The organism is Vibrio sp. 99-8-1, assembly GCF_013114595.1.
Classification (GTDB): Bacteria; Pseudomonadota; Gammaproteobacteria; order Enterobacterales; family Vibrionaceae; genus Vibrio.
In genome coordinates, this window is sequence record NZ_VTXE01000002.1 from 1 (window position 1) to 14,073 (window position 14,073).

Annotated in this window: 7 protein-coding genes; 5 read left to right on the top strand and 2 right to left on the bottom strand. The window is 42.5% G+C overall.

Annotated elements, in window-relative coordinates:
* Positions 1–168: 168 nt before the first annotated feature.
* Both dksA and sfsA read right to left on the bottom strand, forming a co-directional pair.
* On the bottom strand, positions 169–612 hold the full coding sequence (dksA, locus tag F0227_RS00880; RefSeq protein ID WP_171751272.1) for an RNA polymerase-binding protein DksA: 444 nt from the start codon (positions 610–612) through the stop codon (positions 169–171).
* Positions 613–763: 151 nt separating this feature from the next.
* Entirely contained in the window at positions 764–1,474 is a 711-nt protein-coding gene (gene sfsA / locus F0227_RS00885) for a DNA/RNA nuclease SfsA (protein ID WP_171751273.1), read from the bottom strand.
* Positions 1,475–1,823: 349 nt separating this feature from the next.
* Here sfsA and hrpB point away from each other — a divergent pair, with 349 nt between their 5' ends.
* The 5 genes from hrpB to F0227_RS00910 all read left to right on the top strand — a co-directional run bounded on the left by hrpB (position 1,824) and on the right by F0227_RS00910 (position 13,563).
* Entirely contained in the window at positions 1,824–4,289 is a 2,466-nt protein-coding gene (gene hrpB, locus F0227_RS00890; RefSeq protein ID WP_171751274.1) for an ATP-dependent helicase HrpB, read from the top strand.
* On the top strand, positions 4,286–6,661 hold the full coding sequence (gene mrcB, locus F0227_RS00895) for a penicillin-binding protein 1B (RefSeq protein ID WP_171751275.1): 2,376 nt from the start codon (positions 4,286–4,288) through the stop codon (positions 6,659–6,661). The genes hrpB and mrcB overlap by 4 nt, the downstream gene beginning before the upstream one ends.
* Positions 6,662–6,822: 161 nt before the next feature.
* Positions 6,823–9,096, top strand: coding sequence for a patatin-like phospholipase family protein (locus F0227_RS00900; RefSeq protein WP_317918118.1), 2,274 nt, complete (start codon positions 6,823–6,825; stop codon positions 9,094–9,096).
* A gap of 266 nt (positions 9,097–9,362) precedes the next feature.
* Complete coding sequence (acnB, locus tag F0227_RS00905; RefSeq protein ID WP_171751277.1) at positions 9,363–11,960, top strand: bifunctional aconitate hydratase 2/2-methylisocitrate dehydratase; 2,598 nt, start codon at positions 9,363–9,365, stop codon at positions 11,958–11,960.
* 271 nt (positions 11,961–12,231) lie between these two features.
* The gene (locus tag F0227_RS00910) at positions 12,232–13,563 is read left to right on the top strand and encodes a sigma-54 dependent transcriptional regulator (protein WP_171751278.1); all 1,332 of its coding nucleotides are present in this window, start codon (positions 12,232–12,234) and stop codon (positions 13,561–13,563) included.
* Positions 13,564–14,073 lie beyond the last annotated feature (510 nt).

Genomic DNA, 14,073 nt, shown 5'->3' on the forward strand with positions numbered 1-14,073 from the left:
TGTTACTGATTCTTGCCGTAGAATGACTATGCCTTCAAATCAGTGCCTTGATCAGCAGCCAATAAATTCTCGCTGAACAAGCACCTTGAGGTCACTTGAGTATAGTGGGTTACGTATCGCTTTCAACAAAAAAAGGAGCCTAAGCTCCTTTTTAGCAGTAACGCAAGATTAACCTTGCATCTGTCTCTCTTTCATTTCAGCTAATGTCTTACAGTCGATACATAGATCGGCAGTAGGGCGAGCTTCAAGGCGACGAACACCAATTTCTACACCGCAAGATTCACAAAAACCAAAATCATCTTCTTCAATCTTGAGAAGTGTTTTCTCAATCTTTTTGATTAGTCGACGTTCACGATCACGGTTACGAAGTTCTAAACTGAATTCCTCTTCTTGTGATGCGCGATCAACTGGATCTGGGAAATTTGCTGCTTCGTCCTGCATATGGTGCACAGTACGCTCAACTTCATCCCTAAGTTGATTACGCCAAGCTTCTAAAATCTTAGTAAAATGAGCCATTTGTTCTGGTGACATATATTCTTCACCAGCTTTTTCCTGATAGGGCTCAACACCTGCAATGGCTAGGATGCCTAGCGCTTTTTTCTTTTCTGGCATACCTCATCTCCTACTTACACCAATTATTAACTGATTTGCAGTTAATTTAAGGCGGGTATTTTTAGCAGAAAGAAAAGCTGGAAGCAAACACTGGATTTTTCTAATTGTTCCCAGTGTGAAGATCGCATCATTTTCGCATAACAGTTTTTGCTTAACTATCAATAAACGGGATAGGTTTCACAAGATTCATTTTGCTATTTGATATTTCTGCTTTATAGCAGAGGATCTCTACACCAACTTCTTTTGCTTGTTTTAATAATTGTGAATAATGTGCATCTATATGGTGTGCAGCGGATACTTTTTCAATCCCTGAATGTAAAACAGTAAACAAAAGTACGGCTCTGCTTCCAGAATTGACCATTTCTGTGAGTTCACGCAGATGCTTCTGCCCTCTCGTTGTGACCGTATCAGGAAAATACCCTTGTCCATTCTCCTCAAGTAAGGTCACGCTTTTTACTTCAATATAGCACGGTGTTCTATGCTCTGATTGGAGATAGATATCAATTCGGCTATTTTCGCGACCATATTTTACTTCAGTTTTAAGGTTTTCATAGTCAGACAGTTCTTTAATTACGCCATTCTTGATCGCTTCAACAGCAAGTTGATTGGCTTTTAGAGTGTTAATGGCAATGAGATCACCTTGTGGGGTCTGGCTCAACTCCCAACTATTAGGGTATTTTCTTTTTATATTGCTAGACGTTGAGAACCAAACTTTGTTTCCCGGTTCAGCACACCCGGTCATGGCACCTGTGTTTGCACAATGAATGGTTCGGATTGTGCCATCTTCTAATTCTATGTCGGCCAGGAATCGTTTATAGCGTTTTATTAATCGGCCACTTTCTAGTATCGGTTCAAATTGCATAGTCTGTTGTTTTTATTCATAGGATGAGTTTATTATACTCAAGTGACCTCAAGATGCTTGCTCCGTGAGAACTTATTGGTTTCTGATCAAGGCATTGATTTGAAAGCACAGTCATTTTATGGCAACAATCAGTAACACAGAGCAGGAGCCAATAAAGCTTGCCTGTTGGGATCTCATCTGCATGCCCATTTTTACGTCAGATAGCTTTGAAAGGGGATGCCATTTCTTCGATTATCTTTCTTGAACTGAACCTGTTGATGCCGCTCTGAATCCTGCACCTAGAGGTCACTTGAGTATATACTGTATCAAATCCAAGATGTTTTTAATTGCGATAGCATAAGGCTCTCCAGTGTCACAACTTCCGATTCAAGCTGTTCTTCCAGAATTACTAAAAAAACTGCAATTAGAGAGTCAACTTATCTTAAAAGCCCCTCCAGGCGCCGGAAAGTCGACGCTATTACCACTAGAAATACTCAAGCAAAAGTGGTTGTCGGGTAAAATAGTTATGCTTGAACCTAGACGTTTGGCGGCAAGGAATATTGCTCGATATTTAGCGAGCCAGCTTAATGAAAACGTTGGTGAGACGATTGGCTACCGTGTTAGAGGTGAAAGTAAAACCAGTGCGTCGACTCGATTAGAGATAGTGACAGAAGGGATAATGACTAGGATGATCCAGTCTGCTCCCGAACTGTCGGGCGTTGAATTGCTGATTTTTGATGAATTTCATGAGAGAAGCATTCATGCTGATGTTTCTTTGGCGTTTAGTTTAGAAGTGCAACAAGTTTTTAGAGATGACCTTAAACTGCTGATAATGTCGGCAACGTTAGATCAATCAGCACTGCAACGATTGTTGCCTGAAGCTGCCTATGTAGAGTCTCAGGGGCGACATTATCCGATTGAATATCGTTATGCTCCTTTGAGAGTGAATGAAAGAATGGACCAGATGATATCTCGTCAAATCCGCACGCTCCTTGATTCAGAATCCGGTTCAATTTTAGTTTTTTTGCCGGGTATGGCAGCCATCAAGCAGGTACAAAATAAACTCAATATCGCCATGGATAACGTGGATGTACTGCCACTTTATGGTCAACTTGATTTTTCACAACAGCAGAAAGCGATCTCGCCGAGCAAGTCTGGGAGGCGCAAAGTTGTGTTGGCCACCAATATTGCTGAGACTTCTTTAACTATCGATGGTATTCGAGTGGTTATTGACAGCGGTATAGAGCGACTGGCTAAGTTTGATTTGAAGTCCGGGATAACCCGTTTAGAAGAAGGGCGCATTGCTCAATCTTCAGCGGAGCAAAGGGCGGGTCGAGCGGGGAGGCTTGAAGAAGGGGTCTGCTTGCGGATGTACAGTAAGGAGCAACTCGCTCTACAACCGCAAGTTCCACAGGCCGAAATTCTTCATTCAGATTTATCATCGCTCTGTATGGAACTCTCCCAATGGGGAGTGACTTCTGTTGAGGAGCTGAGTTGGCTGGATATACCCTCGATAAACGCCATTAATCAAGGCTATGAGCTACTAACAAAGCTAGGGTTAGTTACGGATAGTCGGCAGTTAACCGAATGGGGAAAAGAGCAGAGCCAGTTAGGTACCGATGTTCGGTTGGCGGCTATGCTGCTTAAAGCTAAGCAGAACGGTACTGCTATGCTGAGTTGTGCGTTATGTCTGGTGGCATTAATTGAGGAGTCTCGCCATAGCGGTGTAGACATTGCTAGTGAAGTCTATGCAATTAAAAATCATCGCCATAATAAGCAGTCACTGATTGCAAAGCGAGTAGCAATACTGGCTAAAAGGATGGCAGTCACGGTTAATTTAAAAGAGATAGATGATACTCTGATAGGACTCTGCTTAGCGGTAGCATATCCCGATCGAATCGGACAAAATCGAAATAATCGTTCAGGTAAGTTTATTTTGGCTAATGGTCATGGTGCGACTATCTCGTCAGATGATCCACTCTCAGATAGCCAGTATATTGTCGCGATTGATCTTATGCGTACTCGAGATAGAGAGAGCCAAATATTTTTAGCTGCAAAGTTGGATATAGCGTGTTTGACAGAGTCACTGCCATATCTAGTTGAGGAGAGTGAATCGGTAGAGTGGGATGTGGCTAAAGGCCGTTTAATCGCTGAAACCAGACAGTGTATCGGTAATTTAGTGATATCAAGAAAGGCACTACCTCAGCCAGCTCAAGCACAGCTAACTCAAGCTTTACTGAACTATATTCATCGCTCAGGGCTACAATGCTTGCCTTGGGATAAACAGAGCCAAGCTCTTCTGGAACGGTACCGGTGTGGTGCTGAATGGTTCCCGGAGAAAGAGTGGCCGAATTTATCTGCAGAAGCTCTACTTACACAACTAGATGCTTGGTTAGAGCCGTTTATGAATAATATGAAAAGCGTGAAATCGCTACAGAGTATTGATTTATCAGCGGCGCTCACAGCGTATTTAGGTTGGCCATTAAACCAACAAGTGGATGAGTTGTTGCCCATAGAGTATCAATTACCTACGGGCAGCAAAAAGCGTATTCGTTATCAAAGCGGTAAAGAGCCTATGCTGTCAGTGCGAATGCAAGAAGTGTTTGGAGAGAAAGTCTCCCCAGCGATAGCTAATGGTAGAAAAACCATCGTATTAGAGTTACTTTCTCCTGCGCAGAGACCATTACAAATTACGGCGGATTTAGCAGGATTTTGGCAGGGAGCCTATAAAGAGGTGCAAAAAGAGATGAAGGGACGATACCCCAAACACCTATGGCCTGACGATCCTGCAAACCATATCGCGACAACCAAAACAAAACGACAGTTGAAAATATGACCAATAAGAAAGCAGTCGAAAAGAAGAGCAGCGCTAAAAAGCGTGTTGCTGCAAAGAAGAAGCCCAGCAAAAGAGCGGCTACAGGTAAGAGACGCAGCAGAAAGTCAACTCAAAAAGTGTCACTATTGCGTCGTTTTTGGCGGTTGAGTTGGAAGCTTGCACTGGTTTCCGCCGCTTGTCTGCTGTTTATCGGTATCTACTTAGATACGGTTGTACGATCCAAATTTGATGGGCAGATATTTGATTTGCCTACGGTTGTGTATGCTCGAGTTCTTACCATTTTCCCTGGGCAGGAGATGAGTATTGCGGAAATGAGACAAGAACTTGATGTTTTAAACTATCGAAAAGTAGCAAAGCCTAGACATGCGGGAGAGTATTCATCATCGTCAACCAAGTTAGAGTTAATACGTCGACCATTCGAGTTTGAAGACGGACCACAGCCGGATAGACGGGTGATGCTTCACTTTGACAATTTAGGCTTGAAGCGAATCTACTCTCTTGAAAATAAAAGCGACATGGGCTTTTTACGCATAGAGCCTAAAATGCTAGGGATGTTGGAAAATGATGTCGACCAAACTCGCCTTTATTTAAAAAGAGAGCAGTTTCCAGAGTTTCTTGTTGATGCTCTGCTGACCACGGAAGATAGAGATTTTTATCAACACGATGGGGTTTCTCCTACCTCTATTTTACGTGCATTGGTTGCCAATATTAAAGCTGGTAGAACGGTACAAGGTGGTAGTACCTTGACCCAACAATTGGCTAAAAACTTGTTTCTATCCCGAGAAAAAACCTTATGGCGGAAAATTAGAGAAGCGTATATCGCTCTTATCATTGATTATCGTTATGACAAAGACCGAGTATTAGAAGCTTACCTAAATGAAGTGTATCTAGGTCAGGCCCAAGGGCAGGCGGTACATGGCTTTGGTTTAGCTGCTCGATTCTATTTTGGTGTTCCTCTTCAGGAGTTGAGATTGGATCAATTGGCTCTATTAGTCGGAATGGTTAAAGGCCCTTCTTATTATAATCCCATCCGTTATCCTGCTCGCAGTAAAGCGCGACGAGATTTAGTGTTAAGGCTGCTAATGCAGCAAGAGATTCTGACCGCGGCACAATACGATCAAGCAGTAAGTCGGGAGTTGGATATACAGAAAAAGCCACAAATAGCCAGCAGACAACCCGCATACTTTCAACAATTGAAAATAGAGTTGCAAGAGAAGTTGGGGGATGAATTTCACCAACATGCTGGATTACAACTGTTTACAACATTGGATCCTGTCTCTCAATCGCTAATGGAGAAAGCGGTAGCGAAAAAAGTCGCACAGCTAGAAAAAAATAGCGGTAAAGGTCTGGAGGCAGCAGTGGTTGCTGTAGACAGGCAGACGGGAGAGATACGAGCCATGGTTGGTGGGAAAAGAGCGGGTTATGATGGATTTAATCGAGCGTTAAATGCCAGTCGGCCAATAGGCTCTCTGGTCAAGCCAGCCGTTTATCTAACTGCGCTCTCTTCTCCATCTCAGTATACATTGGCGACAACGTTACAAGATAAACCAATCAAGATGAAAGGGAGTAAAGGGTCTGTATGGCAGCCACAAAATTTTGATAAAAAATTTAGAGGAGAGGTGCCTTTATATAAAGCGTTAGCCTACTCGCTAAACATACCGACAGTTCGTCTTGGTTTGGCATTAGGGATTCCGAAGGTGACGAACACGCTAGACGCGCTAGGGGTTGATAGACAAGAGATTCGTCCGGTACCTGCTATGTTCTTAGGCGCTTTTTCTCTCTCTCCTTTTCAAGTGTCGCAAATGTATCAGACGTTAACTAATTCCGGAAAACTGGCAAAATTATCAGCACTGCGTATGGTAAAAGACATTGATGACAACGTATTATATCAATCCATCCCAACCATGAGTGCGACGGTGGATGAGCAAGCGGCGTGGTTAACAACTTATGCGATGAAAAAAGCCGTAGCAGAAGGCACTGGCCGTTATTTGCAGGGTCAATTTGGTTGGGCGGCATTGGCGGGGAAAACCGGAACCAGTAATGATAGCCGAGACAGTTGGTTTGTTGGGGTTGATGGACGTGAAGTGGTTACCATTTGGGTTGGGCGGGATGATAATAAACCGACTAAATTAACGGGATCGAGTGGAGCTTTGCGAGTTTATGCTGAGTATTTGAACAAGAGGATCCCGCAACGCTTGTCATTACCGTGGCCAAAAAGTATCTCTACCCTAGGGTTTAGCAGAACAAGCAGTGGTGCTCTTAAATTGGATTGCTCAAACAGTTTTAAATTACCTGTATGGGACAAAGATGGTCAAATTCTTCGTTCTTGTCAGAGCTCACCCGCACAGTGGATAAAAAGGCTTTTTGAATAAGCCGATTACGGTTAATTAAATGATGATTTCTCCGGTAGTGTCGTTTAAATCGCCACTATTGATATGTGTTTTAATTCTAAATCCACTTTCTTTGAGGTTTGGGCGTGAAAGGATTTTATGACTACTTACGAATCGTAGCGATTGTATGCTGCTGTTACTCTGTGAGCATACACGCTGCACAAGTTACTGCGGATTCGTCTTCTCAGGAACGTCCTACCATCGCCGTGGTATTGGCCGGAGGAGGAGCAAAAGGTGCCGCACATATTGGCGTACTCAAAGCGCTGGAAGAGATGCACATTCCTGTGGATATTGTGACAGGAACCAGTATGGGGGCGTATGTTGGAGGCTTGTATGCCACAGGCATGAGCGCCGATGAGATAGAAGCGTTAATTTATACTACGGATTGGAATAGCGGTTATCGTGACAGAGTCAGTCGTAGTGATAGACGAGTAAGAGATAAAGCCTATGAAGACTACTTTCAACTGACCACAGACTTAGGGCTAGGTTGGGGGGAGATACGTTCGCCTAAAGGGATCGTTCAAGGGCAAACTATGATGCGGATTCTCCGCGAATCATCAGGAAACTTCCCTAGATTTGAGTCATTTGATTTACTTCCTCTTCGTTATCGGGCCGTTGCTACCGACATCGTAGAGCTGGATGAAGTCGTGTTGGATAAAGGATTACTTACCGATGCGATGATGGCCAGTATGTCGGTGCCGGGAGCTCTGCCGCCTTTCCCTTTAGAGGGTAAGTTACTTGTTGATGGCGGAGTGACCAATAATATGCCCGTCGATCTAGCACGCTCTATGGGGGCGGATATCGTTATTGCCGTAGATATAAGCACTGATTATCTCGATCAAGAAGGCGTGATCGATATGATGACGGTTGCCGGTCAACTTTCCAATTATCTTGTTCGGCGTACCACTAATGAACAAGCTGAGCAGTTAACGGACAAGGATACACTGTTAAAACCTGCTGTTGGGGAAATGGAGACCATGGAGTTTGACAAAATGCCTCAAGCTTATCGTTTCGGTTACCAAGCGGCACAGCAACAAAGTGAAAAACTGCAAAGATATGCGGTGACAGTTGCTCAGTATCAAAAGTATATCGACGATAAAGAAGATGCCAGAAGAGCTCTAAAACATGGTGATGAGCTGGTGGTGGATAACATCGTGCTTAATAACCATTCACATTATAAAGATGAGCTGGTGCTTGATCGTTTAGGAGTGAGTACCGGTGAGAGAGTATCGACAGAGTCTTTAGAGTTGAGTGTCAGTAACCTCTATGCCTTAGATAGGTTTGAAACTGTCTCGTATCATTTTGATACATCATCCGATGAAACCACACTGACTTTTAATGTAAAAGAGAAAGAGTGGGGACCTAACTATGTTAATTTTCGTTTTTTCTTAGAGGAAGATTTTACTTCTGAGAGTCAATATGCCTTGGGTGTATCCACCAACTTTACTGGACTAAATAGCGTTGGGGCTGAGTTAAAAGCGAATTTAGAGCTGGGGACCGACAGAAATATTGCGCTTAACTGGTCTTCGCCATTTTTTAGTAATCAGTACTTATTAAATTTACTGAGTGTCAGTTATAGCAAAGATAAAAAGAATACTCCTATATCGGGCTTAAATGGTGAAAGTAACTTGGATATGGCGGATAACTCTTTATCCACGACTTATTCGGAGTTTAAAGGCGAAGCCGCCATTGGTTTTCAGCCTCAGTTATGGCAAGAGTTAAGGGTAGGTGCCCGTTTTATTGATGGTGAGGCAAACCTAAGTACAGCTCCAGATTATGGCTTTGCGGACTATACAAGGAAAGGTATGTTTGCTCGCTATCGCATTGATACTCTAGATGATTTTAGTTTGCCTACCAAGGGATTTCAGTTTGATATTGAGTACTTTGTGTCGGATGATTCTGTGAAAGGTTCCACTATAGTAAGGGACGAAAACAACGATCAAGAAGAGTTTGATTTCAAAGACGATGTGGTTCATGAAATTTCAACCCTTGTACGTGGTGCCTATAGTTTTGGTGATAATACTTTAGTCGGACATCTTGAATATGGCGCGGTAGAGGACAAAACCGCCAATAATCTTGCTATTCAACCTAAAGAGCTTGGCGGATTTTTGCGTTTGTCGGGAATATCCAGAAACAGCCTTGTTGGTCAAAACCTGTTTTTTAGTAGCTTAGTTTATCGTTATCGCTGGTTTAATAATGATTTTGGGCTGTTCACTGCCCCGGTTTACTTAGGTGCGTCATATGAGTATGGCGGAGTATGGAATGATACAGATGTCAAAATCAAAGACGCGCCTCTTTACCATGCAGGGTCTGTTTTTGCTGGTGTAGCATCACCTATTGGGCCGATTGTATTTGCATTTGGGATGACAGAAGGACATCGTCAATCTGTTTACTTAATACTCGGTCATACTTTTTAGTCTAATAACAAATAATAAAAATCATAAAATTCATAATGATATAAATTGCGCATTGTAGAACTTTAGTCGCAAGATGATATGTTGGTCAAAATGATTGGATTTTAATTTTTAGTTAAATTTGCTATTCTCTCTTGCACAGTTTGGCCCTCGCCGCTGTCCGTTTATTAACCTGAATTAAATAATAATGTGCGGCAGGAAGCCAAGTTTTCCAAGGATGTTCATTTTCATACTAAAAAGAAATTGAACCGCAATGAGAGGAATTAGTCGTGCTTGAAGCCTATCGAAAACACGTCGAAGAACGTGCAGTGGAAGGAATAGTTGCAAAACCACTGAATGCAGAACAAGTTGCTGCATTAATTGAACTGGTTAAAACCCCACCTAAAGGTGAAGAAGCGTTTATTCTTGACCTACTAGAAAACCGAATTCCCCCTGGTGTTGATGAAGCCGCTTATGTAAAGGCTGGTTTTTTGACGGCTGTTGCAACGGGTGAAGCAAGTTCTCCGCTGGTAAGTAAAGAGAAAGCTGTTGAGCTTCTTGGCACAATGCAAGGTGGGTACAATATTGAACCGTTAATTTCATTACTTGATGATGACTCTTTAGCGCCAATATCAGCAAAAGTGCTGTCTCATACTTTACTCATGTTTGATGCTTTTTATGACGTAGAAGAGAAAGCAAAGGCCGGTAATGAATATGCCAAGCAAGTATTAACCTCATGGGCAGAGGCTGAGTGGTTTTTATCTAAGCCTGAGCTTAAAGAGAAAATTACACTAACGGTATTTAAAGTAACTGGCGAAACAAATACGGATGACCTCTCTCCAGCTCCTGATGCGTGGTCGCGTCCAGATATTCCGCTGCATGCTTTAGCGATGCTTAAAAACCAAAGAGAGGGTATTGAACCGGATCAAGCGGGTAGCATTGGCCCTGTAAAACAGATTGAGAGCCTTAAAGAGAAAGGTCATCAACTTGTATATGTTGGTGACGTTGTAGGTACAGGTTCATCTCGTAAGTCTGCCACAAACTCTGTGTTGTGGTTTATGGGGGATGATATTCCTAATGTACCGAACAAACGTGCTGGTGGTTATGTATTGGGTGGCAAAATAGCCCCGATATTCTTTAACACCATGGAAGATGCTGGTGCGCTTCCTATTGAAGTTGATGTCTCTAAATTGAATATGGGTGATGTAATTGATGTCTATCCATATGAAGGCAAAGTCACGGATAACGCGTCAGGCGATGTGTTGGCGGAGTTTGGCTTAAAAACAGATGTGTTGATTGATGAAGTTCGTGCGGGTGGTCGTATACCTCTAATTATCGGTCGCGGATTGACTGATCGCGCTCGTGAAGCGTTAGGGTTGGAGCCATCAGAAATTTTCCGCCGTCCAGTTGCGGTAGAAGATACGGGTAAAGGTTATACATTAGCGCAAAAAATGGTGGGTAAAGCTTGTGGTGTTGACGGTATTCGTCCAGGTACCTATTGCGAACCTAAAATGACCACCGTTGGCTCACAAGATACGACCGGGCCAATGACTCGTGATGAGCTAAAAGATCTTGCTTGTTTAGGTTTCTCTGCAGACCTAGTGATGCAGTCTTTCTGTCACACTTCAGCGTATCCAAAACCTGTTGATGTTAATACGCACCATACATTGCCTGATTTCATAATGAACCGTGCCGGCGTTTCTTTGCGCCCTGGTGACGGTGTTATTCACTCTTGGTTAAACCGTATGTTGCTACCCGATACAGTTGGAACCGGTGGTGACTCTCATACTCGTTTCCCTCTCGGTATCTCATTCCCAGCAGGTTCTGGTTTGGTGGCGTTTGCTGCTGCGACTGGAGTGATGCCGCTGGATATGCCTGAATCTATACTGGTTCGTTTTAAAGGTGAAATGCAACCGGGTATTACGCTACGTGATCTGGTTCATGCGATTCCATATTATGGTATCAAGCAAGGACTCCTTACTGTAGAGAAAGCGGGTAAGATCAATGAGTTCTCAGGTCGTGTACTAGAGATCGAAGGTGTTGAACATTTAAGTGTGGAACAGGCATTTGAACTTTCTGATGCTTCTGCAGAACGTTCTGCGGCAGGTTGTACGGTTAAATTATCTCAAGAGTCGATTGAAGAGTACCTTAACTCCAACATTGTTATGTTGAAGTGGATGATTTCTGAAGGGTATGGTGATGTACGCACCCTTGAGCGTCGTATTACATCCATGCAAGAGTGGCTTGAAAATCCTGAGTTAATGACGGCAGATAATGATGCTGAATACGCTCACGTGATTGAAATTGACTTGGCTGAGATCAGTGAGCCAATTTTATGTGCGCCAAATGATCCGGATGATGCGCGTCTACTTTCTGATGTACAGGGTACTGCGATTCAGGAAGTCTTTATTGGTTCTTGTATGACCAACATTGGCCATTTCCGTGCCGCGGGTAAGTTGCTTGATAAGCATAGCGGTCAACTTGATACTCGTCTTTGGATTGCTCCACCGACGAAGATGGATAAAGATCAGCTCACAGAAGAGGGGTACTACGGTATCTTCGGTCGTGCTGGTGTTCGTATCGAAACTCCGGGCTGTTCTCTCTGTATGGGTAACCAAGCACGGGTAGCCGATGAAGCGACAGTGATTTCAACATCAACTCGTAACTTCCCTAACCGTTTAGGTACGGGGGCGAATGTCTATCTTGCATCTGCTGAGTTAGCATCGGTTGGCGCTATTTTAGGCAAAATTCCGTCTAAAGAGGAGTATCTAGAGTTTGCTAAGCAGATTGATGCGACAGCAGCAGATACTTATCGCTACCTAAACTTCCATAAAATGGGACAGTATACAGAAAAAGCGGATACGGTTATTTTCCAAGAGCCAGCATAAAGGCTTGGAAGAATCCATTCACTGAACTAAAAACCTACTTTATTAAGTAGGTTTTTTTATAGCAGTGGTGCAAAAAATGAAGTAGCTAACTTGACGAGCAATTAACATGTGCTAAGTCTTAATAATGAGACAGAAAAACAGCCAATGTCTCGATACTGTTATATCCCTGCGAATATTTTCTTGTATACAGAGAAAGTATTTTTTTAGGGTCAATAGACCACTGAGTAGTGGGTGCATTCCTCTCAACAAATATAATAAAAAAGGATCTGTCATGGGCACACAATTTCGAATGGATTCTGTTGCGGGCTCTCTTGTCGTGGTTGGTGGTAAGCAAGAACCGTGGTTGTCTGTTTTAGAGCAAGAAGGTTGGCAATGTCAGCGGTGTGGTGATTTACGTAAAGCGGACATACTGTTAAATGATATTGGTCCTTGTATTGGTATCGTAGATTTAAGTCAGGATGAATTTAGTTTAAACGGCATTGCTAATTTAGTTAGTAGCTATAAACACGTCCGATGGTTGGCATTTATAAGAGAATCACAATTAAGCTCTGATACCATCTGCCAGTTTATTGTTAACTTCTGTATCGATTTTTTTACCGCTCCAATGCCAGATACACAACTGATGAGCACCATTGGTCACCAGTTAGGCATGCTTAAATTAGAAAGAAAAGTATGGCCTAATTATGGATGCAATAAAGACATGGGGTTAACAGGTGAGTCGGTTTCTATGAAACGGCTCAGAGAACAGGTTAAACGCATCAGCTCTACGGACGTCAGTATTTTAATTTATGGTGAAAACGGAGCTGGAAAAGAGTGTGTGGCAAAAGCTATTCACACTATGTCTACCCGTTCGAAAGAAGCTTTTATTAGTGTTAATTGTGGGGCGCTATCAGAAGCTAGGATGGCTCAGGAGCTATTTGGCAAAAATATCGATGCTGATGCCGGCCCATGTTTATTAGAAAAAGCGCATGGTGGTACTCTATTTTTTAATGACATTTTAATGATGTCACGCTCTCAACAGAGAAACTTACTTCGATTCTTGCAAGATGGAAAAATCGAGTCAATTGATGGCAGGAAAGAATTGGATGTGAGGATATTAGCAGGTTATAGCACGGATATTGAGAAGTCGTTAGCAGACAAAGATTTTAATGAAGAGCTTTATCATTATATAAACGTTCTTAGAATTAATATTCCTAGTTTAAAGGAACGGACTGGTGATATAGCGATTTTGGCTAAACATTTTTTGCAGGAGTTTTCTAAAGAATATAATGCGCAGGCAAAAGGTTTCTCTGATCAAGCTTTGAAGGCGTTAATGCAATATCATTGGCCGGGTAATGTGAGAGAGCTTTCTAACCAAGTAAAACGAGCGGTATTGATGTCTGATAGCGCTATAATTGATATTAATCAGCTTGATCTTCCTAAAGTTATTAGTGGTAGACGAAGCCTTAAAAGTATTCGAGAAAATTCTGAGAAAGATGCCTTGGTTTTGGTATTAGAGTCGCATGAAGGGCAAGTTTCACCCGCGGCAAAAGAGCTAGGGGTCTCTAGAGCGACCATGTATAGGTTATTGAATAAGCATAATTTAATTTCAGAATCCATGTAATGATCATTGTCTACACAGAGAACTTTCCGCTAACGAGTGACAGCGGGAATTAGATATTTCTCACATATACTCAAGTGACCTCAAGATGTAAGATTCAGAGCAACATCAACACGTTCAGTTCAAGAAAGATAATTGAAGGAATGGCATTCCCTTTCAAGATTATCTTCCGCAGAAATGGGCGTGTTGATGTGCTCCCAAAGGGCGAGTTTTATTGGCTCCTGCTCTGTGTTACTGATTCTTTCCGTAGAATGACTATGCCTTCAAATCAGTGCCTTGATCAGCAGCCAATACATTCTCGCTGAACAAGCTCCTTGAGGTCACTTGAGTATATTAATAGATAGCAGATGTAAGCGTGAATAAATTTTCACTTTAGTAGTAAATAGCTATTGCATATAACTTAAAAGTGGTTACAATTTGAGCGTGAATAACATTCACTCATCTTTACGATTAATTAGTTTTTAACAGGAGGCACAAATGAAATATTTCACATTCGTTCATACAATTTGTGCG

Excerpts from the sequence above, each read along its gene's own strand:
- dksA (WP_171751272.1), bottom strand. The coding sequence starts at position 612 with ATGCCAGAAAAGAAAAAAGCGCTAGGCATCCTAGCCATTGCAGGTGTT.
- sfsA (WP_171751273.1), bottom strand. The coding sequence starts at position 1,474 with ATGCAATTTGAACCGATACTAGAAAGTGGCCGATTAATAAAACGCTAT.
- mrcB (WP_171751275.1), top strand. The coding sequence starts at position 4,286 with ATGACCAATAAGAAAGCAGTCGAAAAGAAGAGCAGCGCTAAAAAGCGT.
- F0227_RS00910 (WP_171751278.1), top strand. The coding sequence starts at position 12,232 with ATGGGCACACAATTTCGAATGGATTCTGTTGCGGGCTCTCTTGTCGTG.